At 65.8% G+C, this 23,744-nt stretch carries 26 protein-coding genes; 19 read left to right on the forward strand and 7 right to left on the reverse strand.

Annotation, left to right across the window (positions count from 1 at the left end):
- Positions 1–2: 2 nt before the first annotated feature.
- The 3 genes from E5A73_RS06590 to cobT all read right to left on the reverse strand — a co-directional run bounded on the left by E5A73_RS06590 (position 3) and on the right by cobT (position 4,673).
- The gene (locus E5A73_RS06590) at positions 3–2,492 is read right to left on the reverse strand and encodes a TonB-dependent receptor (RefSeq protein WP_135962986.1); all 2,490 of its coding nucleotides are present in this window, start codon (positions 2,490–2,492) and stop codon (positions 3–5) included.
- Between the two features lie 88 nt (positions 2,493–2,580).
- The gene (locus E5A73_RS06595; protein WP_135962987.1) at positions 2,581–2,850 is read right to left on the reverse strand and encodes a ribbon-helix-helix domain-containing protein; all 270 of its coding nucleotides are present in this window, start codon (positions 2,848–2,850) and stop codon (positions 2,581–2,583) included.
- Positions 2,847–4,673 carry a cobaltochelatase subunit CobT gene (cobT, locus tag E5A73_RS06600; RefSeq protein WP_135962988.1) on the reverse strand — a complete coding sequence of 609 codons (1,827 nt, stop codon included), beginning with the start codon at positions 4,671–4,673 and terminating at the stop codon, positions 2,847–2,849. Before cobT ends, E5A73_RS06595 begins: the two co-directional genes overlap by 4 nt.
- Before the next feature lie 120 nt (positions 4,674–4,793).
- On the opposite strand from cobT, the gene E5A73_RS06605 reads away from it, so the two are divergent.
- Positions 4,794–5,588 (forward strand): hypothetical protein, encoded by a 795-nt coding sequence (locus E5A73_RS06605; RefSeq protein ID WP_135962989.1) that lies wholly within the window; start codon positions 4,794–4,796, stop codon positions 5,586–5,588.
- Here the strand turns inward: E5A73_RS06605 and cobS are convergent.
- Positions 5,585–6,592, reverse strand: coding sequence for a cobaltochelatase subunit CobS (gene cobS / locus E5A73_RS06610; protein ID WP_135962990.1), 1,008 nt, complete (start codon positions 6,590–6,592; stop codon positions 5,585–5,587). The genes E5A73_RS06605 and cobS overlap by 4 nt on opposite strands.
- A gap of 82 nt (positions 6,593–6,674) precedes the next feature.
- The gene (locus E5A73_RS06615; RefSeq protein WP_135962991.1) at positions 6,675–7,370 is read right to left on the reverse strand and encodes a winged helix-turn-helix transcriptional regulator; all 696 of its coding nucleotides are present in this window, start codon (positions 7,368–7,370) and stop codon (positions 6,675–6,677) included.
- A gap of 74 nt (positions 7,371–7,444) precedes the next feature.
- Here E5A73_RS06615 and E5A73_RS06620 point away from each other — a divergent pair, with 74 nt between their 5' ends.
- The 7 genes from E5A73_RS06620 to E5A73_RS06650 are packed head-to-tail and all read left to right on the forward strand — an operon-like array spanning position 7,445 to position 11,612.
- Complete coding sequence (locus tag E5A73_RS06620) at positions 7,445–8,158, forward strand: DUF899 family protein (protein WP_135962992.1); 714 nt, start codon at positions 7,445–7,447, stop codon at positions 8,156–8,158.
- 14 nt (positions 8,159–8,172) lie between these two features.
- Positions 8,173–8,613, forward strand: coding sequence for a VOC family protein (locus E5A73_RS06625; protein ID WP_135962993.1), 441 nt, complete (start codon positions 8,173–8,175; stop codon positions 8,611–8,613).
- 22 nt (positions 8,614–8,635) lie between these two features.
- Positions 8,636–9,121: a VOC family protein gene (locus E5A73_RS06630; RefSeq protein ID WP_135962994.1), complete on the forward strand. Its 486-nt coding sequence runs from the start codon at positions 8,636–8,638 to the stop codon at positions 9,119–9,121.
- A gap of 11 nt (positions 9,122–9,132) precedes the next feature.
- Positions 9,133–9,786 (forward strand): glutathione S-transferase family protein, encoded by a 654-nt coding sequence (locus E5A73_RS06635; RefSeq protein ID WP_135962995.1) that lies wholly within the window; start codon positions 9,133–9,135, stop codon positions 9,784–9,786.
- 15 nt (positions 9,787–9,801) lie between these two features.
- Entirely contained in the window at positions 9,802–10,164 is a 363-nt protein-coding gene (locus tag E5A73_RS06640; protein WP_135962996.1) for a DUF1428 domain-containing protein, read from the forward strand.
- A gap of 27 nt (positions 10,165–10,191) precedes the next feature.
- A complete protein-coding gene (locus tag E5A73_RS06645; protein ID WP_135962997.1) occupies positions 10,192–10,965 on the forward strand; it encodes a VOC family protein in 774 nt (257 codons plus the stop codon).
- Positions 10,965–11,612 carry a glutathione S-transferase family protein gene (locus E5A73_RS06650; protein ID WP_135962998.1) on the forward strand — a complete coding sequence of 216 codons (648 nt, stop codon included), beginning with the start codon at positions 10,965–10,967 and terminating at the stop codon, positions 11,610–11,612. Before E5A73_RS06645 ends, E5A73_RS06650 begins: the two co-directional genes overlap by 1 nt.
- Before the next feature lie 3 nt (positions 11,613–11,615).
- On the opposite strand, the gene E5A73_RS06655 is transcribed toward E5A73_RS06650, so the two are convergent.
- Positions 11,616–12,233, reverse strand: coding sequence for a J domain-containing protein (locus E5A73_RS06655; protein WP_135962999.1), 618 nt, complete (start codon positions 12,231–12,233; stop codon positions 11,616–11,618).
- A gap of 35 nt (positions 12,234–12,268) precedes the next feature.
- Here E5A73_RS06655 and E5A73_RS06660 point away from each other — a divergent pair, with 35 nt between their 5' ends.
- The 4 genes from E5A73_RS06660 (at position 12,269) to E5A73_RS06675 (ending at position 15,198) form a co-directional block, all read left to right on the forward strand.
- The gene (locus E5A73_RS06660) at positions 12,269–12,553 is read left to right on the forward strand and encodes a BolA family protein (RefSeq protein WP_206366402.1); all 285 of its coding nucleotides are present in this window, start codon (positions 12,269–12,271) and stop codon (positions 12,551–12,553) included.
- A 1-nt stretch (position 12,554) separates the two neighbouring features.
- Entirely contained in the window at positions 12,555–13,256 is a 702-nt protein-coding gene (locus E5A73_RS06665; protein ID WP_135963001.1) for a glutathione S-transferase, read from the forward strand.
- A 78-nt stretch (positions 13,257–13,334) separates the two neighbouring features.
- The gene (locus tag E5A73_RS06670) at positions 13,335–14,234 is read left to right on the forward strand and encodes a pirin family protein (RefSeq protein WP_135963002.1); all 900 of its coding nucleotides are present in this window, start codon (positions 13,335–13,337) and stop codon (positions 14,232–14,234) included.
- Positions 14,235–14,310: 76 nt separating this feature from the next.
- Entirely contained in the window at positions 14,311–15,198 is an 888-nt protein-coding gene (locus tag E5A73_RS06675) for an alpha/beta fold hydrolase (RefSeq protein WP_135963003.1), read from the forward strand.
- Between the two features lie 119 nt (positions 15,199–15,317).
- Here E5A73_RS06675 and E5A73_RS06680 read toward each other — a convergent pair whose 3' ends face one another.
- Entirely contained in the window at positions 15,318–16,409 is a 1,092-nt protein-coding gene (locus E5A73_RS06680; protein WP_135963004.1) for a DUF2332 domain-containing protein, read from the reverse strand.
- 63 nt (positions 16,410–16,472) lie between these two features.
- Here E5A73_RS06680 and hisG point away from each other — a divergent pair, with 63 nt between their 5' ends.
- The 7 genes from hisG (at position 16,473) to E5A73_RS06715 (ending at position 23,688) form a co-directional block, all read left to right on the forward strand.
- Positions 16,473–17,123: an ATP phosphoribosyltransferase gene (gene hisG / locus E5A73_RS06685; protein ID WP_135963005.1), complete on the forward strand. Its 651-nt coding sequence runs from the start codon at positions 16,473–16,475 to the stop codon at positions 17,121–17,123.
- Positions 17,120–18,418, forward strand: a complete 1,299-nt coding sequence (gene hisD, locus E5A73_RS06690) for a histidinol dehydrogenase (RefSeq protein ID WP_135963006.1) — start codon at positions 17,120–17,122, stop codon at positions 18,416–18,418. Before hisG ends, hisD begins: the two co-directional genes overlap by 4 nt.
- Positions 18,419–18,420: 2 nt before the next feature.
- Positions 18,421–18,882: a transcription antitermination factor NusB gene (gene nusB / locus E5A73_RS06695; RefSeq protein WP_135963007.1), complete on the forward strand. Its 462-nt coding sequence runs from the start codon at positions 18,421–18,423 to the stop codon at positions 18,880–18,882.
- A 31-nt stretch (positions 18,883–18,913) separates the two neighbouring features.
- A complete protein-coding gene (gene thiL, locus E5A73_RS06700; protein WP_135963008.1) occupies positions 18,914–19,762 on the forward strand; it encodes a thiamine-phosphate kinase in 849 nt (282 codons plus the stop codon).
- A 101-nt stretch (positions 19,763–19,863) separates the two neighbouring features.
- Complete coding sequence (locus tag E5A73_RS06705; protein WP_135963009.1) at positions 19,864–22,041, forward strand: sodium-translocating pyrophosphatase; 2,178 nt, start codon at positions 19,864–19,866, stop codon at positions 22,039–22,041.
- A gap of 89 nt (positions 22,042–22,130) precedes the next feature.
- A complete protein-coding gene (gene trhO, locus E5A73_RS06710) occupies positions 22,131–23,081 on the forward strand; it encodes an oxygen-dependent tRNA uridine(34) hydroxylase TrhO (protein ID WP_135963010.1) in 951 nt (316 codons plus the stop codon).
- Entirely contained in the window at positions 23,044–23,688 is a 645-nt protein-coding gene (locus tag E5A73_RS06715; protein WP_135963011.1) for a glutathione S-transferase, read from the forward strand. The genes trhO and E5A73_RS06715 overlap by 38 nt, the downstream gene beginning before the upstream one ends.
- Positions 23,689–23,744: the final 56 nt, after the last annotated feature.

Genomic DNA, 23,744 nt, shown 5'->3' on the forward strand with positions numbered 1-23,744 from the left:
GGTCAGAACTTGAGCCCGATCGTCGCGAAGGCCGAGCGGCCCGGCGCGATCGCGGCATAATGCGAGGTATAGGCCTGAGTGAAATAGGTCTTGTCGGTGAGGTTGTTCACATTGACGCTCAGATCCACCTGGTCACTGATCTTGTAGCCCAGCCGTGCGTCGAAGCGCCAATATTCGGGGATCGTGCGCAGGATGACCTTGGTCGCCGGATTGACCGTGACGACGCCGGCCGCGGTCTGGGTCGCGCTGCGATTGTCCTGGTAGCCGCCGAACACGCGGCTTGTATAGAATGCGCCGCCGCCCACGCTGAGACGGCTCGTCGGCTTGAGGTCGGCCCACAGCGTGAAGCTGTCCTTTGCCGTCTGCGTCGCCTGGCGGCCGGTATTGACCGAGGGGACCAGCACCGGCCTGGCCGGCTGGATGGTCACGGTACCGGCCATGATCGCGGGGGCAGTGAGCGCAGTGAAGCCGCCATCGACGATTTTAGGGTCGAGATGGGTGTAGCCGCCGAACACGGTGAGCCATTTGGTCACGTTGCCGTTGAAGTTGAATTCGACGCCGCGGATACGGCGTTTGCCGATGAACTCGATGTTGTTGTTCGGACCGGTAACGCGGGCATTGTCGGTGTCGGTCTGGAAAGCGGCGAGGGTGAGCGACAGCTGTTCGTCGAACAAGGCCGCCTTGGCGCCGACTTCGTACGATTTAGTCTTTTCCACCTTCAGCGCATCGAGGATCGCGAGCGCCAGGGCGGTGTTGGTCGTGCCCAGGCCGTTGCCCTCCTGCCCTTCGCCGAGCACGCTGTTGGGTGGCGTCGCGGCGGTGGCGTAGCTGGCATACAGGCTGGTGCTGGCGGTCGGCTTGAAGACGAGCCCGGCCTGCCAGTTGAACAGCTTGTTGTCCTTTTCCAGTGTGAAGGTGCCGGTCGCACCGGCGACGAGCGGCGGGGTCACCCGGCTCGTGAAATGGTCGTAGCGCCCGCCGAGATTCAGGATCAGCGACGGCAGCAGCGTGATCGAGTCGAAGGCATAGGCCGACAGGGTATGCGCATCGTTCTGGGTCTCGGCTGTGCGGGCGCCCTTCACGATCGGCGTCGCCACGTTGGAGGTGTCGCTAGCGTAATTGACCCAGGGATCGTTGGGGTTCGGATTGAACAGGCTGGTGCAATAATAACGGGCGATGGTCGCCGCGTTGCAGCGTGGGCTGATGGTGGAGCCATTCGGCGAGACGAAGGTGCCGCGGCGCGACTTCTCCCAGCTGATTTCGGTGCCGATCGCGAAGCTGTGGGTGATCGATCCGGTCTGGAACTTGCCGTAAAGGTCGGTCTGGTTGGTCAGCGCCTCGACATAGCCATAGCGCGTGTTGCCGCGCCGCCAGACATAGCCGCCGGTCAGCACGTCGCCGCGCGTGCCCGCCGCCCCGGTGGTCGGGTTGGTCGTCGCGGTGCCGAAGACATTGCCCTGGCTGTCGTCGGGCAGCAGGAAGATATAGGCCTGATCGTTGCGGCTGTAGCGGGCGCTGTTGCGCAGCGTGATGTTGCCGAAATCATGCTCGAAACGCACCGTCGCCTGGTTAGTGGTGGCATCGCGGAAATCGCGCGACTTGAGACCGTAAAAGGTGCTGCGATCGACATGGCCGGTCACGCCCGCGATCGTGGTGATGTCGCCGAGCGCAGGCTCCGAATAGATCTCGCCGGTGCCGGGCGCGTTGGCGAGGGTGTAGAGGAACGGGATGCCGCTGTCGGGCAGTTCGTGGCTCTCGAGGTAATAATAAGCGATGGTCAACCGGGTGTCGGTGCCGAGGCCCAAGGTGAGCGAAGGCGCAAAGCCCCAACGGCGCGAGTAGATCGCATCGCGCCCGGCGACATCCTGATCGTGCCACATCGCCGCCAACCGTACGCCGATGGTGTCGCTGAGCTGCTGGTTCACGTCGAGCGTGGCGCGCTTGTAATCGGCGGTGCCGAAGCTGGCCGATCCCTTGACGAAACTCCCCGCGACCGGAAGCTTGGTGACGACATTGATCGAGCCGCCGGCGCTGCCGCGCCCGCCGAGCGTCGAGTCCGAGCCGCGGACGATCTGGACCTGCTCGATCGCGAATACCTCGCGGGTCTGCGCAGCGACGTCGCGGACGCCGTCGACGAAGCTGCTGCCCTGGCTGTCGAAGCCGCGGATGAACGGGCGGTCGCCGATGGGATTGCCGCCCTCGGCCGCGCCGAAGGTGATGCCGGGAACGGTCCGCAGCGCGTCGGCCAGGCTCGCCGATCCGGTCTGCTCGATCACTTCGGCGGGAAGGACGACAACCGATCGCGGCGTGTTGACGAGCTTGGCGGTCGCCTTAGGGCCGTCGAGTTCCTGGCGCTGACCGGTGACGGTGACCTGGTTCTGATCCTGTGCGTCATTGTCCGCATCAGGCCCGTCGGGGCCCGCATGAGCCGGCGCGCTGGCGATGAAGCCTACACAGGCGAGCGCAAGAAAGGCCGGAGATGCGGCAGGCATGGAACGCGTCACGAAAATCCCCCTGTGGTTCGTTACGCGTTCGCCTATTGCGAGCCGTTCGCAGTGTCAATGATAATGCGACTGGTTCTCAACTTTGTCGCAAGTTCGCGATCGGATCGGGTTCGACCAGCAGCCAAGTGCGCAGTGCACTGGCGAGATTGGGCGGGTCTTCGGCCTGGATGCGGGCGTGGTCGATCGCGGCGATCAAGGCATTGAGCGGCAGCGCGTAGCGGACGGCTGCAGTTTCCAGCCTTTCCCAAAAGAGCGGCTCGAGGCTGATTGACGTCTGATGCCCGGCGATCGTAACCGAACGCTTCACCGGCCCGACGAACCCGCCCGGGGGCGGATCGACCTTCATTCGGTGTCGAACAATGCCGCCAGCTGCTCGACCATCGTGCCGGCGAGCTGCTCGGCATCCATGATCGTCACGGCGCGGCTGTAATAGCGCGTCACGTCGTGGCCGATGCCGATCGCGACGAGCTCGACGGGCGAGCGCGACTCGATCCAGCCGATCACCTGGCGAAGGTGGCGCTCGAGATAGGAGCCAGAATTGACGGACAGCGTCGAATCATCGACCGGCGCGCCGTCCGAGATCACCATCAGGATCTTGCGCTCCTCGGGCCGCCCGATCATCCGCTGGTGCGCCCAGAGCAAAGCCTCGCCGTCGATATTCTCCTTGAGCAGTCCCTCGCGCATCATCAGCCCGAGTGCCTTCTTGGCGCGGCGCCAGGGCTCGTCGGCCTGCTTGTAGACGATGTGGCGGACGTCGTTGAGCCGGCCGGGCTGGGCCGGGCGCCCCTCGGCGAGCCATTTCTCGCGCGCCTGACCGCCCTTCCAGGCGCGCGTGGTAAAGCCGAGGATCTCGGTCTTGACGCCGACACGCTCGAGCGTGCGCGCCATGATGTCGGCGCTGATCGCTGCGATCGAGATCGGCCGGCCGCGCATCGATCCCGAATTGTCGATCAGCAACGTCACCACGGTGTCGCGGAATTCGGTGTCGCGCTCGATCTTGTACGACAAAGACTGCATCGGATTGACCACGACGCGCGCCAGCCGCGCGGCATCGAGCATCCCTTCGTCCTGATCGAAATCCCAGCTGCGCGATTGCTGCGCCATCAGCCGGCGCTGGAGCCGGTTGGCGAGCTTGGTCACCGCGCCCTGGAGGTGGACGAGCTGCTGGTCGAGATAGGCGCGGAGCCGATCGAGCTCTTCGGCGTCGCACAGCTCGGTTGCGGCGATCACTTCGTCGAACTGGGTGGTGTAGGGGCGATATTCGAATTGCGGCGGGAAGTCGCTCCACGGGCGATTGGGGCGGACCGGCATCATGCCTTCCTCGCCATCGTCGCCGGGCTCGCCGTCGCCATCGTCCATCGCTTCGGACTGGCTGTCTTCGCCCTCCTCGGTCTGGTCCGATTCGCGCTGTTCGCCGCGCGCCTCGACTTCACCGTCGCCTTGCTGGGCCTCGCTGTCACCCTCCTCGTCGCCGGCTTCGTCCTGATCGTCGGTGCCTTCGTCCTCGCCGCCGCCTTCATCGGCTTCGTCGGGGATCATGTCGCCTTCGACCAACTCGAGATCCTGGAGCAATTTGGTGGCGAGGCTGGCAAAGGCGCGCTGGTCGTCGATGGTCAGCGCGAGCGCATCGAGATCGGCGGCGGCGCGATCCTCGATCCAGTCGCGGATCAGCGCCATGCCCATCGCCGCTCCGGCCGGGGCCTCGCGCCCGGTCAGCCGCTCGCGGACCATAAGGCCGAGCGCGGTCGACAGCGGCACTTCCTCGCGATTGCGCGCGCGGGCGATCGGGTCCGAACGCAGCTTCACGTTCAGCGAGTGCTCGAGATTGTCGGCGATCCCGGCATAGCCGCGCGAGCCGAGCGCCTCGACGCGCGCGGCCTCGACTGCGTCGAAGACGGCGCGCGCCACCGGCTCGCTGGGCGCGATGCGCAGATGCAGGGCGGTATCGTGGTGGCGCATCCGCAGCGCGAAACCGTCGGAAAAACCGCGCGCTTCGGCGACCTGCTCGGGCGGAAGGCTGCGCGACGGCAGCGGCACCTTGATGCTGCGTCCGTCCTGCCGCGGCGCCTCGGACGTGAAGGAGAGCTCGGCCTCGGCCTCGCCTGAAAGGGCGCGCGCCGCGCCGCCCAGCACGTTGCGCAAACGCTCGAGTGGAGAATCGACAGCCATATCTGTCTTTGCGGGGAACGGGGGGCAGGATGCAAGCGGGCAACGCGCTGGCGTCGGCCGGTTAGCCAAATGCTAACCCGTCGCGCGCAAACTGCGGCAGATCGGCCTTGGGAGGCAAGAATGCGGACGAGGGGCAAGTTCGTTCTGGCGATCATCGGCGTCGCCACATTGTCTGTCGCGCTGGCCGAGCCGGCCGACGCGCGGCGGCGCATCCGCTTCGGCAGCTTCGGCGGATTCGGTGGCAGCAGCGGCTATGCCGAGAAGATCGACAAGGTCTACGACCTTCCCGACACCGGCACCTATTTCCACGACGGCAAATATTACGATCTCGGCGCCTTCTATCAGGTCCGCAACGGGATGGGGGTCTATCCCAAGGAGCCGAGCTTCGTGCTCTATAACGGCGATCGCTACGTCAAGCTGGGCGGGGCCGAACTTACGATGCTCACGGTCGAGCTTGGAATGGATCCAACCGCCACCTATCGCGCGAGCTATTCCACCAAGAGCCTCGCGGATGTGCCCAGGCCGAAGAGCGCCAACGAGATCGAGCGGCTGCCGGGCGAAACCACCGAACAGCTTCGCGCACGGGTGCGGAAAATGGCGCGAGAGCGGGGGGCTGGCGACGCCAAAGCGGCGAGGTCGAGCGGGGCGGCCCAGGTCGGCGTTGGCTGGGCCGGCGCCTTCTTCCTGCCGATGCTGCTGATCGGCGGGATATTTGTGTTCGGAATACGCAAGTTCCTGCGCAAGCGTGCGGCCGCGGCGATCGCGTCGGGCGGCGACGTGTCCGACCAAGTCAATGCAGCGTCGTTCGACCAGCGAGTCGCCGCGCGGCTACGCGAGCTGGAAGGCGGGCAGAGCGAGGTGGTGGCCGGACCGGCAATGCCGGCTCCGCGCACCTTTGGAAGAAAACTCGCTTAGGCCGACTTGTTGACCACGCTCTCGGGCAGGTCCTTGCCGAACACCCGCTGATAATATTCGGCGACCTGCGCGCGCTCGGCCTCGTCGCATTTGTTGAGGAACGACAGGCGGAAGGCGAAGCCGACATCGCCGAAGATCAACGCGTTCTGCGCCCAGGTTATCACCGTACGGGGCGACATCACCGTCGAGATGTCGCCGTTGATGAAGCCCTTGCGGGTCAGGTCGGCAACGCGGACCATATTCTCCACCGTCTCCTTGCCGCCTGGCTTGTCATATTCCCCCGACTTGGCGAGCACGATCTGTGCTTCGACCGCCGCGGGGAGATAGTTGAGCGTCACCACCACGTTCCAGCGGTCCATCTGGCCCTGGTTGATCTGCTGGGTGCCGTGATAGAGCCCGCTGGTGTCGCCCAAGCCCACCGTGTTGGCAGTCGCGAACAGGCGGAAGTAGGGGTTGGGGCGAATCACTCGATTCTGGTCGAGCAGAGTCAATTTGCCCTCGGTCTCGAGCACGCGCTGAATCACGAACATCACGTCGGGCCGGCCCGCATCATATTCGTCGAACACGAGCGCGGTCGGGGTCTGGATCGCCCAGGGCAGCAGACCCTCGCGGAATTCGGTGACCTGCTGGCCGTCCTTTAGCACGATCGCGTCGCGGCCGATCAAGTCGATGCGGCTGATATGCGCGTCGAGATTGATTCGGATGCATGGCCAGTTGAGCCGCGCGGCGACCTGTTCGATGTGCGTCGACTTGCCGGTGCCGTGATAGCCCTGGATCATCACGCGGCGATTGTGCGCGAAGCCGGCGAGCACTGCGAGCGTCGTGTCGGCGTCGAACACATAGGCGGGATCGAGGTCGGGGACGCGCTCGTCGGCCTCGCTGAACGCGGGGCATTCCATGTCAATGTCGATGCCGAACAGGTCGCGCACCTTCACCATCTTGTCGGGGGCGTCGAGAATCGTCGTCTCGCGGCTGTCGGGCTGGGTGTTGGGGATGTCGGCCATCGTCGCTTCCTGCAGGAACGCCTGGCGCGTTAGTGAGGCCTATGCCGCACCGCAACGTCAAAGCGCAGGGGGCCTCCGCCTATCAGTCGTTGGAGAAGACGGGAAGACCAAACAGGTCGACGAAGCGCTGGCCGAGCACGGAATCGCCCGTCACGCTAACCCGGCCCTCGCGCATCGACTCCGCCAGCAGGGCGCGGCCGTAGAAGGTGGCCGCCAGCTTAGTCGGTTCCCCGGCGAAGATGACCTCCGCGCCATCGGGGTCGCGTCGCTCGATCTCTAGCAAGCCGCCGACGATCTGCGCGCGAAACGGCTCGCCGCCGATTCGGAAGCCGATGTCAGGCGCGAAAGCGGTATCGACCTTGCGGTCCATCATCGTGCGCAGCGAGAGCATGAATGCGGTGTTGCTCAGCGGCATCGTCACGTCGTGCGCGGGCGATCCGGCCGCCCAGCGGCTCAGCGCGAAGATCGGCTCCTCGAGTGCACGGCCCCATTTGGTGAGCTCATAGGCCTGCGCATTAGCGGGCGAGGGGAGGGCCCGTCGCCGTAATATGCCGGCCTTTTCCAGACCCTCGAGCCGCTGGGTGAGGATGTTGGCGCTGAGCCCGTCCAGCGCGCTGCGGATCTCGCCGAAACGCCGCGGCCCGAGCAGCAGTTCGCGCACGATCAGCAACGCCCATCGCTCGCCGATCAGATCCATCGCCAGCGCCGTCCCGCACGCGTCGCGATACCAGCGGCGCATCTTGCTAAAATCACTAGTAGTTATTTTTTGTGACTCCATAGTTGTTTTTTGTAACCATATCGCGCATCAAGATCAAGAAAGCGATTCGCGACAATGCGAAAGCGGAGGTTTGCATGACGGTCGAAACGATCCCGCCCCCGGCGGATGTGCTTGCCGCGCGCTGCGAGGCGCAATGGGCGGGCGAGAGCGCCCAATATCGCGAGGCGCGCACCGCGCTGCTGGTCGAGGAGATCGAACTTCGCCGTCATATCGAGCGCGTTGCCGAACAGCGGCGGGCGCTTCCGCCAGGGCCCGCGGTCGGCCGTGACTACAGCTTCGAAGGCGCCGAGGGGCCGGTGACGCTGGCCGAGCTGTTCGGCGACAAGGATACGCTCGTCCTCTACACGTGGATGTTCGGCCCGCAGCGCGAGCGGCCTTGCCCGATGTGCACCTCTTTGCTTTCTGCGTGGGAGGGCGAAGCGCTCGACATCCAGCAGCGTGTTGCGCTCGCAGTGACGGCACGCACTTCGCTCGAGAAGCTCCGTGCGTTCGCCGAGGAGCGGGGCTGGCGACACTTGCCGCTCTATTCGGACACTAGCCAGGACTTCAGCCGCGACTTTCACGCGGTCGCTCCCGATGGCGGCGACATCCCGCAATTGCTGGTGTTCACTCGCCGCGACGGCACGATTCGCCTGTTCTGGGCCGGCGAGATGGACGACGCCACCGCCGATCCCGGACAGGATCCGCGCGGCGCGCCCGATCTGATGCCGCTTTGGACGATTCTAGACTCCACTCCGGAAGGACGCAGTGCAGACTGGTACCCGTCGCTCACGTACCCGATCAAATGAATCAGGAGAGAATGATGCCGCAGATGATCTTCGTGAACCTGCCAGTCAAAGACGTGGCGAAGTCGACCGCCTTCTACGAGGCGATCGGCTGCACCAAGGACGTTCGCTTCAGCAACGAACTGGCGAGCGCGATGCAGCTTTCGGAAGAGATCGTGTTCATGATCCTGTCGGAAGACTTTTTCAAAACCTTCACCGCGAAGCCGATCGCCGACGCGCACGCGACCACCGAGGTGCTGATCTGCATCTCGCGCGACAGCCGCGATGCAGTCGATGCGATCGTTGCGAAGGCCGTCGCCGCCGGCGGCAAGGGCGATACCCGGGAGAAGCAGGACATGGGCTTCATGTACGGCCGCAATTTCGAGGATCTCGACGGGCACATCTTCGAGCCGATGTTCATGGACATGGAAGCGGCGATGGCCGCCTTCCCTGAAGGCCCGGCGCACGAACCCGCCTGACCCCTCGAAAAGGAGAGATACCATGGCACAGAAGATCACCCCCGTTCTCTGGTTCAACATGACCGGGGAGGAAGCCGCCAATTTCTATGTATCGCTGCTTCCCAACAGCCGCGTCGACAAGGTCATGCGCGCGCCGGCGGACAATCCCAGCACCGGCGAAGGCGCCGCGATCGTCGTCGATTTCACGCTCGCCGGGCAGAAATACGCCGCGCTGAACGGCGGCCCGAATTTTACGCCGAACGAGAGCGTGTCGTTCCAAATCCTCACCGACGATCAGGCGGAAACCGATCGGCTGTGGAATGCGATCGTCGGCAAAGGCGGTGCCGAGAGCATGTGCGGCTGGTGCAAGGACAAATGGGGCTTCTCGTGGCAGATCACGCCGCGCCGCCTGATCGAGCTCGCTTTCGGCGGCGATGATGCGGACCGCCGCCGCCGTGCCTTCGAGGCGATGATGACGATGAAGAAGATCGACATTGCCGCGATTGAAGCCGCCGCCGCCGCAGGCTGAGGAGAGACATCATGTCGATCGAAATCAGCGGGTTCAACTGGGTACCCGATTTCGCCCGCGGTTATGTCCGCGACTTGCGCCCGCGCTGGGCGTGCGAGGAGATCGGGCTGGCTTATGCCATGCGGCTGATCAGCCCGATTCCGCCCAAGCCGGCCGCCTATTTCCACGAACAGCCCTGGGGCCAGGTCCCGGTGCTGCACGATAATGACGTCCAATTGTTCGAGAGCGGCGCGATCCTGCTCCATCTGGGCGAGCGCGACGAGCGCTTGCTGCCCCGCGACCCGCAAGCGCGCGCAACTGCGATCGCCTGGCTGTTCGCCGCGCTCAACAGCGTCGAGCCCTGGCTGTTCGAACTCGCCAATGTCGAGATCTTTTCGGCGAAGGAAGAATGGGCGAAGCTGCGCAAGCCTAGCTTGCTCAAGGACACCGGCAAACGGCTCGACGGACTGGCCAAGGCGCTGGGCGACCGCGAATGGCTCGGCGACGCGTTCAGCCTCGCGGACATCGCGATGGTCACGGTGCTGCGCAACGCTGATCACGCGGACCTGATGTCGAGCCGTCCGCGGCTCGCCGATTATGTCGCGCGCGGCATTGCCCGCCCCGCCTTCCGGCGCGCGCTCGCCGCGCAACTCGCCGACTTCCAGCCCGAGCCGGTTGCGGCATAACCAAGGAGAGAGACGATGTCGTACGTTGATGGATTTGTCGTTCCTGTGCCCGAGGGAAACAAGGAGGCCTATCGCGAGATGGCGGCTAAGGCGGCCCCGATCTTCCAGGAATATGGCGCGACGCGCGTGGTCGAAGCGTGGGGCAGTGATTTGCCGCGCGGCAAGACCACCGACTTCTTCATGGCCACCAACGCGGAGGAAGGCGAGAATGTCGTGTTCTCGTGGATCATCTGGCCGTCGAAGGAAGCCCGCGATTTGGGCTGGGAAAAGGTGATGGCCGACGAGCGGATGAAACCGGACATGGCCAACATGCCGTTCGACGGCAAGCGCATGTTCTGGGGCGGCTTCGAGCCGATCGTCGACGAGGGTGAAGGCTGAGCCCAAGCACAAACGGGGAGAGATATGATGACCAATCCGCACGGAACGCCGATCTGGTACGAACTGATGACCGCCGACCCGGACGTGGCTCGGCCCTTCTACGAGAAGGTGGTGGGCTGGAGCGCGGCCCCCTTCGCCAACGATAGCCTCGCCGATTCCGGGGGCTACACCGTGTTCAATGCGCCGGATGGCCAGGGCGTCGCCGGGCTGATGAAGCTCCCCGAGCCCGGGCCGCGGCCGGGCTGGTACGGCTATATCGGGGTCGATGACGTCGATGCCGCTGCGCAGAAGCTCGAGGCGGCCGGCGGCAGCGTCCACATGCCGCCGACCACGCTGGAAGGCGTCGGCCGCATGGCGATGGTCGCCGATCCGCAGGGCGTCAGTTTCTATCTGATGAAGGGCGCCAGCCCCGAGGAAAGCACCGCGTTCAAGCGGATGGCGCTCGGGCACGGCGAATGGAACGAGCTTCAGACCGCCGACGACGAGGCCGCACTCGGTTTCTATGGCGAACAGTTCGGCTGGACGAAGGACGGCGCGATGCCGATGGGTGAGATGGGCGATTACAGCTTCCTCAGCCATGACGGCGGCGTGATCGGTGCGGTGATGAAGGCGCCACCAGGCGAGACGCCGGGCTGGAATTATTTCTTCCGCGTCGGCGACATCGACGAAGCGCAGGCGCGCATCGAAGGGGCGAAGGGCAGCATCCGGCATGGCCCGATCGAAGTGCCCGGCGGTGACTTCGTGATCTATGCCACCGATCCGCAGGGCGCCCGGTTTGGCGTGGTCGGGTCGCGCGGTTGATGCTCGAGCTCTTCGCCCATCCCTTCTCGTCTTATTGCTGGAAGGTGCTGATCCCGCTCTACGAGAACGCCACCCCGTTCACCTATCGCTCGCTGGAAGAACCGGGGGCCGGCGCCGAGCTTGCGCGGCTCTGGCCGATCGGCAAGTTCCCCCTGCTGGTCGACAACGGCACGCCGATGATGGAATCGAGCGTGATCATCGAGTATCTCCAGCGTCACCATCCGGGGCCGGTGCGCTTCATCCCCGAAGGTGACGCGGCACTGGAGGTGCGGATGCTCGACCGCATCTTCGACAATCATGTCATGGGGCAGATGCAGCGCGTGGTGGCCGATGCGCTGCGCGGCCCCGAGCGCCATGATCCGGTCGAGGTTGAGGAGGCCAAGGCGGCGCTGCAGAAGAGCTATGCCTGGCTCGACGGCTGGCTGGAGGGCCGTGAATGGGCAGTAGCGAGTGGCTTCTCGCTGGCCGACTGCGCCGCCGCGCCGGCGCTGTTCTACGCCGATTGGGTCGATCCGATTCCGGAGGCGATGGTCAACCTCAAGGCCTATCGGGCTCGCCTGCTCGCGCGGTCCTCGGTCGCGCGTGCGGTTGACGAGGCTCGGCCTTACCGTCCTTATTTCCCGCTCGGCGCTCCCGACCGGGATTGAGAATCAGGCGAAGGCCGGCGAGCTCTTGAGCTGCTGATAGGCCTCGATCACTTGCTGCAGCCGGGTCTCGTAGCGGCGATCGCCGCCATTGCGATCGGGATGGTATCGCCGGACGAGTTCGGAATAGCGTTTGCGCAGCGCCGTCCGGTCCGAATCGACCTGGAGCGACAGCGTCCGCATCGCCTCGCGGTCGCGACCGGACAGTGGCCTGCCGTCCTTGCGCTCGGCCTGGTCCTTCATCCGGTCGCGGAAGCGCGCGCCGATCGCATCGAGCGGATCGGCGAAGTCGGCCCAGGGCGGGGGACGGTCAGCACCGCCGGTGGCGTTGAACGCACGAGTCTCGCGCTCCCAGCCGGCGAAGGGGCGCTGCGCGTCGTGGATCTCGTCGGGGCTCATGCCCTTGAAGAAATTATACCCCGAATTGAACTCGCGGACATGCTCGAGGCACAGCCAGCGAAACGGCGGCGGTCCGTCCCCGACGCGGCCGGTACCGTCGAGCGGCGGCGCCCGGAATTCGCCCGGTTCGGCGCATCCGGGATGCGCGCACAGCCTTCCCTCGGCCTCGACGCGGCCATGGAAGCGGGCGCTTGGACGATCTTTGCGGGGGTTGTTGGCAGGCACGCGACTCTCTCGAACAAACCGCTTATATAGGCGGCATGAACATGCCTGCCACCGGCTCGCTTGCCGATCTGATCGCAACCCGTCTCACCGCCGCGCTCGCCCCGACGCAGCTCGACGTTATCAACGACAGCCACCACCATAGCGGCCATCTCGGCGACGACGGCACCGGCGAATCGCACTGGACGGTGGCGATCGAAAGCGAGGCCTTTGTCGGGCTCTCGCGCGTTAACCGGCAGCGATTGGTCAACAACGCGCTCGCCGATCTTCTCGCCGGCCGCATCCATGCGTTGGCGATCAGGGCGCGCGCACCGGGAGAATAGCATGACGACCTACAAGCTCTGGTACTGGGCCGAAATTCAGGGGCGGGGCGAGTTCGTCAGACTGGCGATGGAGGCCGGCGACATCGCCTATGTCGATGTCGCCCGCGAGCGCGGCAGCGATGCGCTGATCGCCGACATGAAGGCGCGGACCGATCGTCCGCCCTTCGCGCCGCCCTATCTCGACACCGGGGATCAGGTGATCGCGCAGGTCGCCAACATCCTGCTCTATCTCGGCGACAGGCACGGCATTGCGCCCGCCGATCCGGCCGCGCGATACTGGCTCCATGAGGTCCAGCTGACCATCGCCGATTTCGTCGCCGAAGTGCATCAGGTCCATCACCCGGTGGGCATCGGGCTCTATTATGACGACCAGAAGGCGGAGGCGGCGCGCTTCGCAACGGAGTTCCGCGAGGCGCGGATGCCCAAGTTTCTGGGCTGGTTCGAGCGCTCGGTCGCGGGCGAATGGCTGGCGGGGGACCGCTGGAGCTATGGCGACACCTCGATCTTCCAGTTGATCGAGGGGCTGCACTACATGTTCCCCAAGCGGATGAAGGCGATCGAAGGCGGCTATCCCAAGCTGATCGCGATCCGCGACCGAGTCGCCCGGCTTCCCGGAATCCACGACTATTGCGCGAGCGACCGGCGGATCGGCTTCAATAGCCAGGGCATCTTTCGCCACTATCCGGAGCTCGACGCCGACTGATCGGAAAATCAGCCTTTCCAAACTGTGGCTGTCCGCTGTGGTCGTGCCGGGTTATGCCGGTGCCGAGCGGAGGACAGCATGCACGAAGACCTGATTACGATGACGATCGAGCCCGTCACCCACGATCTCGGCGGGTTCAAGGTCCACCGCACCTTGCCGTCGCGGCCGCGGACGATGGTCGGCCCGTTCATCTTCTTCGACCAGATGGGCCCGGCGCATCTCGAAGTCGGTAACGGTATCGACGTGCGGCCGCACCCGCACATCAACCTGGCGACGGTGACATATCTCTATGCCGGCGCGATCGACCATCGCGATTCGCTGGGTACTTTCGCGACGATCGAGCCGGGGGCGGTCAATCTGATGACCGCGGGGCACGGTATCGTCCATTCGGAGCGCTCGCCGTCGGCCGAACGCGCGGTGGGTCCCGAGCTTTCGGGCATCCAGACCTGGCTCGCGCTTCCCGAGCGGGACGAAGAGCGCGATCCCGCCTTCGAGCATGTCGCCGCTGCCGATCTTCCGGTGTTGCAGGCGGGCGGCGCAACGGCGCGGGTGATCATGGGCGAGCTCTGGGGGACGAAGGCGCCGACCACAACCTATGCCCAGACGATCTATGCCGACATCGCGCTGGAGCCCGGTGCGAGCATTCCGATTGATGCCGGTGCCGACGAGCGGGCGCTCTACGTGTCGATCGGCGAAGCGAGCCTTGACGGGATGCGGCTGGCGCCGATGACGCTTTACGTGCTGCGGCCAGGCATCGCCGCGACCTTGCGTTCGGAGCAAGGCGGGCGGGCGATGCTGTGCGGCGGCGAGGCGTTCACGACGCCGCGCCACGTCTGGTGGAACTTCGTCTCGTCGAGCCGCGATCGGATCAACCAGGCCAAGGAAGACTGGAAGGCGGGCAACTTCCCCAAGGTACCGAACGATGACAAGGAATGGATCCCGATCCCCGAGGTGCCGAAGACGGTGAGCTATCCGTGAGCGCTCCCCTCTCGCTTGCAGGAGGGGCCGGCGGAGGGCATGTCAGTTCCTGCTGAGCGGCGAGCGGGAGGGGAACGTGACTGAACTCCAGCGCATTGCGCTACCAACGGGCGTCGAACTCGACGTCGCCATCGCCGGCGATCCGGCAAATCCGCCGATCTTCCTGCTTCACGGCTTCCCCGAGTCGCACCGAACCTGGCGCCATCAAATCCCCGAGCTGGCCCATGATCATTACGTCATAGCGCCCGACCAGCGCGGCTTCGCGCGCTCGTCCAAGCCCGAAGGCGTCGAGAATTATACTCCCGACAAGCCCGTCGCCGATCTGCTCGCGCTGGCCGATCACCTCGGCATCGGGCATTTCACTCTGGTTGGGCACGATTGGGGCGGGGCGATCGCGTGGATGGCGGCGCTCCAGCACCCGCAGCGTATCAAGCGACTGATCATCCTCAACGCGCCGCACCCCAAGGTCTTCCAGAAATCCCTGTTCGACGATCCAGCCCAGCGCAAGGCGAGCCAATACATCACGCGCTTTCGCGACACCGGGATCGACAAGGGGCTGATCGGCGCCGGGCTCGAACGCTTCTTCGCCTCGACCTTCGCCCAGCACGTCGTCGGCGGGATCGCGGGCGCGGACAAGGCGGCGTACATGGGCGAATGGGGCCAGGCCGGCGCGATGACCGCGATGCTCAACTGGTATCGTGCGAGCAGCATCGTCGTGCCGGCACCCGACGAGGACGCCGAACGACCGGTATGGCTCGACGCGCCTTTCCCACCGGTGACGCAGCCGACCCTGGTGATCTGGGGCATGAAGGACTTCGCGCTGCTGCCGGTGCAGTTGAAACTCGACGGACTCGTGCCCGACCTGACCATCGCCCGCATCGAGGATGGCGGGCATTTCGTGCCTTGGGAAAAGCCCGAGGCGGTGACTTCGGTGATGCGGGAGTGGCTTGCGGCGCACGCTTGAGTTGACTCTTTTCACGGAAATGCGCGCAATCTCGCAACTTTCTTTCGTGTGAATCGATGGGGCAAAGAGCGGCCGGGTGCTGCCCGACAGGGCGAGCAAAGCAGGCGAAATCATACATTTCAAGTGCCGGGACGAACCCGCATGACATAAGGCCGCGTCTCGTAAGGCGGCTCGAGTGCTTCGACCCATGCGCCATGCGCCTGGGTGAGCGCGACCAATTGCATCGGCGTCTCGCCGGGCCAGCCGCGGACGCGGACCTCGTGGCGGTTGAGGTCGCGATTGGGCTCCATCATCACCCAGCCGAGCGGGCGTTCGGGCGTGGCACGTGCACCTGCGGCGGCCATCGCGGCGGCTATGCGCTGCTGGGTGGTGTCGGGGAGGTATTGCCAGACGACCGAGTGCATCAGCACGCGCGTGACGCCTCCCGCCTGCGGCTCGGCGAGGCAAGCCTCGATCCAGTCGGCGGCGTCGCCCTGTTCGAGGTTCACCCCTTGCGCACGGACGATCGCGATGGTCTTCTCCAGCCGCGTCTGTCGCTCGATATTCTCGACCCAGCAATAGGACTGCAGACGCTCGGCATCGCGCGCACTCGATAAATCGAGCGGTTGAATGTCGACTCCGCGCGTGGAGACGATCTCGATCGGTGCGTCCGGGGGCGGGGGGCCGCGCCACTCGGGCTCTATCTCGACCGGCGAGTCTGCCGGGCCGAATCGAATGTGGGCAAGATCGAAGCGATAGCGGCCGATCAGCAGGTTGAGGCCGGCGCTCGAGCCGATCTCGAGTATTTCGAACTTGGGGCCGTAACGTTGGGCGAGGTGAAGGATGCCGGTCATCAGCCCTGCCGAGCGGCCGGCCTCGTTGGTCTGGGGCGGGCCGTCGAGCCAGGGGAGCAATTCGGCATCGTGCGCGGCGAACGCCGCATTGAGGATTGCTCCAACTTCCGTCTCGTCGGAGACCATGCCCGTGAAGACGGGGGCGAGTTCGCGGACCCCGCGGCGATGCAGCGCGTGCAGTCCGCCGATCAGCCGCAGCACCAGCGCGTCGGCCACCGGTTCACCCGGCCAGTCGAGCACGCGGCGGCCGGTTTCGCTGTCTCGGGTCACGCATTTGCCGAGCGCGGTGGCGATGCGCGCAGTGATCGGCGCGGCCATCGCGGTGCAATAACCCGCCTGGATGCGGAAGCTGTCGCGGTTGGTCGGTTCGTCGGCCATGAGCCCCCCTTTCGGGAAGCTCTGTTGCGCCGGGGGGTGCCCCCAAGTAAAGCCCCCGCACTCATGCAAGAACCGCTCATCCTCGCCGTGCCCAAGGGCCGGATCCTCGACGAGGCGCTGCCGCTGCTCGCGGCGGTCGGCATCGTGCCCGAGCCCGCCTTTTCGGACCCGAACAGCCGCGCGTTGCGCTTCAGGACCAATAGCGCGGCGATCGACCTGATCCGGGTGCGCGCGTTCGACGTCGCGACCTTCGTCGCGCACGGCGCGGCGCAGCTCGGCATCGTCGGTTCGGACGTGCTCGCCGAGTTCGACTATTCGGAGCTTTATGCGCCGGTAGACTTGGGAATCGGGCATTGCCGGATCTCGGTTGCCGAGCCGGCAGACTTAGCCGCCAAGGACGATCCGCGCGGCTGGAGCCATGTGCGGATCGCGACGAAATACCCCCACATCACCCGCGCCCATTTCGAGGCGCGCGGGGTGCAGGCCGAATGCGTCAAGCTGAACGGCGCGATGGAGCTGGCGCCAGTGCTCGGGCTGGCGCCGCGGATCGTCGACCTGGTCTCCTCGGGCAGGACGCTCAAGGAGAATGGCCTGGTTGAAGTGGAAGTGATCGCGCAGGTGACCAGCCGGCTGGTGGTCAACCGCGCGGCGTTCAAGATGCGCGCGGGCGAAGTGGTGCCGCTGGTCGATGCGTTCCGGAGGGCGGTTGCTTGATCCGGCTCGACGCCTCCGCACCCGGCTTTGCCGCGAAGTTCACGACCCTCGTCAACGCCCGCCGCGAGGCGGACGAAGACGTCGCCCGCAACGTCACGCACATCATCAAGCGCGTGCGCGACGAAGGCGATGCCGCGGTCAGGGACCTTACCCGGCTTTTCGACAAGCACGATCTCGACCAGACAGGCTGGAAGATCGATCGCGCCGATTGCTTCGCGGCGTGGCGAGGGCTGACTAGCGAACTTCGCGACGCGCTCGAGCTCGCGGCCGAGCGGATTGCGGTATATCATGCCAAGCAGAAGCCCGAGGACAGCGACGGTATCGACGAACTCGGGATCCGCCTCGGCGCGCGCTGGCGCGCGGTGGATTCGGCGGGAATCTATGTCCCCGGCGGGCGTGCGGCCTATCCCAGCTCGGTGTTGATGAACGCGATCCCCGCCAAGGCCGCAGGGGTGCGACGGTTGGTGATGGTCACCCCGACGCCCAACGGCGAGGTCAACACGCTGGTTCTCGCGGCGGCGCATATCGCCGGCGTGGACGAGCTCTGGCGCATTGGCGGCGCGCAGGCGATCGCGGCGCTGGCCTATGGCACCGCTTCGATCGCGCCGGTCGATGTCGTCACCGGCCCGGGCAATGCCTGGGTCGCCGAAGCCAAGCGCCAGCTCTACGGCGTGGTCGGGATCGACATGGTCGCCGGGCCGAGCGAGATCGTCATCGTCGCCGACGGCAGGAACGATCCCGAATGGATCGCCGCCGACCTGCTCAGCCAGGCCGAACACGACCCGACCAGCCAGTCGATCCTGTTCACCGACGAGGCCGCTTTCGCCGACAAGGTCGCCGCGGCGGTCGACGCCCAGATCGAGACGCTGTCGACTGCGGCGACGGCGCGGGCGAGCTGGGATGCCAACGGTGCGATCATCGTCGTGCCGAGCCTGGTCGAGGCGATCCCCTTGTGCGATCGGCTCGCTCCCGAGCATCTCGAACTGGCCTGCGACGAGGCGGAAGGGCTGTTCGACATGGTCCACCATGCCGGCTCGGTATTCCTCGGCCGCAACACCCCCGAAGCGGTCGGCGATTATGTCGCCGGGCCGAACCACGTGCTGCCGACCGGACGTCGCGCGCGCTTCGCTTCGGGACTGTCGGTACTCGATTTCATGAAGCGGACCAGCTTCCTGGCCTTGGATGAAGCCGGGCTGGCTGCTATCGGACCTGCCGCAGTCGCGCTGGCCAATGCCGAGGGGCTGCCGGCGCACGCCAGATCGGTCGCGATCCGCCTCCGGAACCAAGAAGAGTAATCATGCCCAGTCCCAAGGCCCGCACCCGTTCCAAGGCTCGCGCCGCTTCGCGATTGGCTGCCGTGCAGGCGCTGTACCAGCTGGAAATGGAGGGCACCAAGCTCACCGTCTTGCTGACCGAATTCCATCAGCACCGCCTCGGTGCGACGATCGAGGATGTCGAATATGCCGATGCCGACGTCACGTTCTTCGACGACATCGTCAAGGGCGTCGACGCGCGACGCGAGGAGATTGACGGGCTAATCGCGGCGAAGCTTGCTGCCGATTGGTCGCTCGACCGGCTCGACAAGCCGATGCGGCAGATCCTTCGCGCCGGCACCTACGAGTTGCTGGCACGGCGGGACGTGCCGGTGGGCGCAGTGATCAGCGAGTATCTCGACGTGACCGACGCATTCTACGACCGGCGCGAGAAGGGATTCGCCAACGGCATCCTCGACGCGATTGCCAAGGAAGTGCGGGGTTGAGATCGATCCTCCCCGGAACGGGGAGGATCCAGTGAACGAATCCGATTTCATCGCTGCCCTGCGCACCCTGCCGCTGCATCCGGGCGCGCGGGATCTGCGCGACGATGCCGCGGTCATCGAGATCGGCGGCGAGGCGCTGGTCCTCACCCACGATGCGATCGCCGAGGGGGTGCATTTCCGCGCCGGCACCGATCCCGCCGACATTGCGTGGAAGCTCGTCGCCGTGAACCTGTCCGATCTCGCCGCCAAGGCGGCCGAGCCGATCGGGGTGCTGATCGGCGCGACCCTGGTCGAAGGCGCCGAGCGGTTCGTGGAAGGGTTGCGCGAAGTGCTCGAGGCGTACGGCGTCAAGCTGCTCGGCGGCGACACGATCGCCCATGCCGGGCCGGCGACTTTCGGTTGCACCGCGATCGGCCGCGCCACCGTGCGGCCGGTGCCGGCGAGGAGCGGGGCACGGGCGGGGGATACGCTCTACGTGACTGGCGCGGTCGGCGCGGCGATGCTCGGGTTCGAGGCCGGCGACGGCGCGGCTTATCTGCGTCCGGCGCCGCGGCTGGCGGAGGGGCTGGCTTTGGGACCGCACGTTCATGCGATGATGGACGTCTCCGATGGGCTGCTGCTCGACGCCCGGCGCATGGCCGAGGCGAGCGGATGCACCGCCGCGATCGAGCTCGAGGCGATCCCGTTTGCGCCCGGCACCACCGACCGGCTCGCAGCCGCCAGCTGGGGCGATGATTACGAACTGCTGTTCGCGGCCCCCGGGGACGCGGCATTGCCAGTACCGGCGACACGGATCGGCACGATGCTGGCAAAGACTGATCGAACTTTGCTGCTCGACGGCAAATCTCCCCCCGAGCGCCTCGGTTACGAGCACCGCTGAGGCGGGTTGCGCGCGCTTCGGGTGCCCGATACCTTCGCCGTCTCCGCAAGACCGGCACAAGACCGGCGCGGGATCCAGTTCTAGGGGAAGGACTTCGCCTGATGACGATAGTGTATCTCGCCATCGCCTGCGGTTTGCTGGCGTTGGCTTATGGCTTCTTTACGAGTCAGCAAGTGCTCAGGGCATCGCCCGGCAATGAAAAGATGCAGGACATCGCCGCCGCCATCCAGGAGGGCGCCAAGGCCTATCTGGCGCGGCAATATATGGCGATCGCCGTCGTCGGCGTGGTCGTCGCCATCGTGTTGTTCTTCACCCTCGGTGGGTTGCCGACGCTCGGCTTCGTGATCGGCGCGGTGCTTTCCGGCCTCGCCGGGTTCGTCGGCATGAACATCTCGGTGCGCGCCAATGTCCGCACTGCGGAGGCGGCGCGCCACTCGCTCCAGGCGGGGCTTACCTTGGCCTTCCGCTCGGGCGCGATCACCGGCATGCTGGTGGCCGGGCTGGGCCTCCTCTCGATCGCGGGCATCTTTGCCTATCTGGTCGAAGGCGCCGATCTCGCACCCAATTCGCGGCAGGTGATCGAGACGCTGACCGGGCTTGCCTTCGGCGCCTCGCTGATCTCGATCTTCGCGCGTCTCGGCGGCGGCATCTTCACCAAGGCGGCAGACGTCGGCGCCGATCTGGTCGGCAAGGTCGAGGCGGGCATCCCCGAGGACGATCCCCGCAACCCCGCGGTGATCGCGGACAATGTCGGCGACAATGTCGGCGATTGCGCGGGCATGGCCGCCGATCTGTTCGAGACCTATGTCGTCACGCTCGGCATCACCATGGTGACGATCGCCTTGCTGATGCGCGGGCTCGTCCCCGAGCAATTGCTTGCGCTGATGACGTTGCCGCTGATCGTCGGCGGGGTGTGCATCATCACTTCGATCGTCGGCACCTATTTCGTCCGGCTGGGCAAGAGCCAGTCGATCATGGGCGCGCTGTACAAGGGCTTCTGGGTCACCGTGATCCTGTCGATCCCGGCGATCATCGGGGTGACGCATTACACGCTAGGTGGGCTCGACACGCTGATCGGCGGCGTCGGCGATCCCTCGGCCTTCCTCGAAGGATCGACCGGTCTTGCCGACCAGGCCAATACCGGCCTCGCCACCGGCCCCAGCTTCACCGGCTGGGACCTGGTCTATTGCATGATGATCGGCCTCGCGGTGACCGGGCTGCTGGTGTGGATCACCGAATATTATACCGGCACCAATTATCGCCCGGTCCGCTCGATCGCCAAGGCATCGGAGACCGGACACGGCACCAACGTGATCCAGGGCCTGGCGATCAGCCTCGAATCGACCGCGCTGCCGACGCTGGTGATCGTCGTCGCGGTGATCGCGGCATATCAGATCGCCGGGGTGATCGGCGTGGCGTTCGCAGCGACATCGCTGCTCGCGCTGGCGGGGATGGTGGTCGCGCTCGATGCCTATGGGCCGGTTACCGACAATGCCGGCGGCATCGCCGAAATGGCGGGGCTCGATGACGAGGTGCGCCACAAGACCGACGCGCTCGACGCGGTGGGCAACACCACCAAGGCAGTGACCAAGGGCTATGCGATCGGCTCGGCGGCGCTTGCGGCGCTCGTATTGTTCGGGGCGTACACCACCGACCTGCGCGAGTTCTTCCCGGACGTGGACGTCGATTTCAGCTTGAGCAATCCGTACGTCATCGTCGGGCTGCTGCTCGGCGCATTGCTGCCTTACCTGTTCGGCGCATTCGGCATGACCGCGGTGGGCCGCGCGGCCGGCGCGGTGGTGCAGGATGTGCGCGACCAGTTCCGCGACAATCCGGGGATCATGGAAGGCACCAGCCGTCCCAATTACGGCCGCACCGTCGATATCGTCACCAAGGCGGCGATCCGGGAAATGATCATTCCGTCGCTGCTGCCGGTGCTCAGCCCGATCGCAGTGTATTTCCTGATCACTGCAGTGGCGGGGCAGCATGAGGGTTTCGCCGCGCTCGGCGCGATGCTGCTCGGTGTGATCGTGTCGGGGCTGTTCGTCGCGATCTCGATGACCTCGGGCGGCGGCGCCTGGGACAATGCCAAGAAATATATCGAGGACGGCCATCACGGCGGCAAGGGATCCGAGGCGCACAAGGCCGCAGTGACGGGCGACACCGTCGGCGATCCGTACAAGGACACTGCGGGACCTGCGGTCAATCCGATGATCAAAATCACCAACATCGTCGCGCTGCTGCTGCTCGCCGCCCTGGCGGGGCATGGCGTCGGGTGACAGGCGCCTGACTTTCGAACTCACCAACCCCGCCCGGAGCGATCCGGGCGGGTTTTGTTTGCCCAGCGCTGCTCTGCTAGAGGCGCGGCGTGACTCAGCCTGACTCTTCCGTTCGCGTTGCCGCATTGTACCAGTTCACTCGCTTCGACGATTGCGAGGCGATCAGGGCGCCGCTGGCCGAGCTCTGCGCGGCCGAGGGCGTGAAGGGCACCTTGCTGCTGGCGCGCGAGGGGATCAACGGGACGATCGCGGGAAGCGATGCCGCGATCGCCACAGTCCTCGCGCATATCCGCGGCCTGCCGGGCTGCGCGGACTTCGACGTCAAGCATTCGCGCGCGGCGACGATGCCGTTCCATCGCATGAAGGTGCGGATCAAGCGCGAGATCGTGACGATGGGCGAGCCCGATCTGGACCCGACCGATGCCGGCGAATATGTCGCGCCGCAGCACTGGAACGCACTGATCGACGCGCCCGACACGATCGTGATCGACACGCGCAACGATTATGAAGTCGCGATCGGCAGCTTTGCGGGGGCGATCGACCCGCAGACGCAGAGCTTCAGCGAATTTCCCGAATGGGTGCGCGCGCATCGCCACGAATGGCAAGGCGGGGCTAGGCCGAAGATCGCGATGTTCTGCACCGGCGGCATCCGCTGCGAGAAATCGACGGCTTTGCTCAAGGCCGAGGGCTTCGACCAAGTCTATCATCTGAAGGGCGGGATCCTCGCGTATCTCGAGCAGATCCCGGCGGAGGCGAGCCGCTGGCAAGGCGAGTGCTTCGTGTTCGACGAGCGCGTCTCGGTCGGGCACGGGCTTGAGCTGGGGTCTTACGGTCTGTGTCGTGCCTGCCGACGGCCGGTCAGCGAAGCGGACCAGCGTTCGCCGCTGTTCGTCGAAGGCGTCGCGTGTCCCGCCTGCCATGCCGAGAGGACCGACGCGCAGCGCGAACGCTATGCCGAGCGGCATCGCCAGACGGAACTGGCCGCGGCGCGGGGCGAAGCGCATGTCGGCGCGACGTTCGCGGAGCACGAGGCTGACTGAGCCGGTCCTCTACAGCTTCCGCCGCTGCCCCTATGCGATGCGGGCGCGGATGGCGCTCGCGGTCAGCGAAACCCGGTGCGAGATCCGCGAGGTCCAGCTGCGCGACAAGCCCGCGGAGATGCTTGCCGCATCTCCCAAGGGGACGGTGCCGGTGTTGGTATTGCCCGATGGACGCGTGATCGACGAGAGCCTCGACATCATGCGCTGGGCGCTCGGCGGCAACGACCCCGAAGGCTGGCTGGCGGGCGACGATTCCGCGCTGATCGCCGCCAATGACGGTCCTTTCAAGCAGCATCTCGATCACTACAAATATCCCGATCGCCACGCGTCGGATCCGGCCGAGCATCGCGCGCTGGGGCTGGGGATGTTGCGGACGTTGGAAGCGCGGCTGGCGGCGGGCGCGTATCTCCGTGGCGAGCGGCGCTCGCTCACCGATGCGGCGATCATGCCGTTCGTCCGCCAGTTCGCCGCGGTCGGTCGCGACTGGTTCGACGCGCAGCCATTGCCGGGGGTGCAGCGCTGGCTGGGGGAGCAGATCGCGTCGCCCCTGTTTGCCGTGGTGATGGTTCAGCGCCCGCAATGGAGTCCACCCCCGCCCCCTCCCTGAAAGGGAGGGGGCGGGGGTGGGTGCGAGCGCAGCGAGCCTAACGAGATCCATGGAAT

This window comes from Sphingomonas gei (genome assembly GCF_004792685.1).
GTDB lineage: Bacteria > Pseudomonadota > Alphaproteobacteria > Sphingomonadales > Sphingomonadaceae > Sphingomonas > Sphingomonas gei.

Excerpts from the sequence above, each read along its gene's own strand:
- E5A73_RS06620 (WP_135962992.1), top strand. The coding sequence starts at position 7,445 with ATGACGGTCGAAACGATCCCGCCCCCGGCGGATGTGCTTGCCGCGCGC.
- E5A73_RS06615 (WP_135962991.1), bottom strand. The coding sequence starts at position 7,370 with ATGGAGTCACAAAAAATAACTACTAGTGATTTTAGCAAGATGCGCCGC.
- E5A73_RS06635 (WP_135962995.1), top strand. The coding sequence starts at position 9,133 with ATGTCGATCGAAATCAGCGGGTTCAACTGGGTACCCGATTTCGCCCGC.
- cobS (WP_135962990.1), bottom strand. The coding sequence starts at position 6,592 with ATGGCCGACATCCCCAACACCCAGCCCGACAGCCGCGAGACGACGATT.
- E5A73_RS06595 (WP_135962987.1), bottom strand. The coding sequence starts at position 2,850 with ATGAAGGTCGATCCGCCCCCGGGCGGGTTCGTCGGGCCGGTGAAGCGT.
- E5A73_RS06660 (WP_206366402.1), top strand. The coding sequence starts at position 12,269 with ATGAACATGCCTGCCACCGGCTCGCTTGCCGATCTGATCGCAACCCGT.
- E5A73_RS06640 (WP_135962996.1), top strand. The coding sequence starts at position 9,802 with ATGTCGTACGTTGATGGATTTGTCGTTCCTGTGCCCGAGGGAAACAAG.
- E5A73_RS06605 (WP_135962989.1), top strand. The coding sequence starts at position 4,794 with ATGCGGACGAGGGGCAAGTTCGTTCTGGCGATCATCGGCGTCGCCACA.
- E5A73_RS06715 (WP_135963011.1), top strand. The coding sequence starts at position 23,044 with ATGTCGGCGCGACGTTCGCGGAGCACGAGGCTGACTGAGCCGGTCCTC.
- E5A73_RS06665 (WP_135963001.1), top strand. The coding sequence starts at position 12,555 with ATGACGACCTACAAGCTCTGGTACTGGGCCGAAATTCAGGGGCGGGGC.
- E5A73_RS06625 (WP_135962993.1), top strand. The coding sequence starts at position 8,173 with ATGCCGCAGATGATCTTCGTGAACCTGCCAGTCAAAGACGTGGCGAAG.
- E5A73_RS06630 (WP_135962994.1), top strand. The coding sequence starts at position 8,636 with ATGGCACAGAAGATCACCCCCGTTCTCTGGTTCAACATGACCGGGGAG.
- E5A73_RS06590 (WP_135962986.1), bottom strand. The coding sequence starts at position 2,492 with ATGCCTGCCGCATCTCCGGCCTTTCTTGCGCTCGCCTGTGTAGGCTTC.
- E5A73_RS06705 (WP_135963009.1), top strand. The coding sequence starts at position 19,864 with ATGACGATAGTGTATCTCGCCATCGCCTGCGGTTTGCTGGCGTTGGCT.
- E5A73_RS06680 (WP_135963004.1), bottom strand. The coding sequence starts at position 16,409 with ATGGCCGACGAACCGACCAACCGCGACAGCTTCCGCATCCAGGCGGGT.
- E5A73_RS06645 (WP_135962997.1), top strand. The coding sequence starts at position 10,192 with ATGACCAATCCGCACGGAACGCCGATCTGGTACGAACTGATGACCGCC.
- nusB (WP_135963007.1), top strand. The coding sequence starts at position 18,421 with ATGCCCAGTCCCAAGGCCCGCACCCGTTCCAAGGCTCGCGCCGCTTCG.
- E5A73_RS06670 (WP_135963002.1), top strand. The coding sequence starts at position 13,335 with ATGCACGAAGACCTGATTACGATGACGATCGAGCCCGTCACCCACGAT.
- hisG (WP_135963005.1), top strand. The coding sequence starts at position 16,473 with ATGCAAGAACCGCTCATCCTCGCCGTGCCCAAGGGCCGGATCCTCGAC.
- E5A73_RS06650 (WP_135962998.1), top strand. The coding sequence starts at position 10,965 with ATGCTCGAGCTCTTCGCCCATCCCTTCTCGTCTTATTGCTGGAAGGTG.
- cobT (WP_135962988.1), bottom strand. The coding sequence starts at position 4,673 with ATGGCTGTCGATTCTCCACTCGAGCGTTTGCGCAACGTGCTGGGCGGC.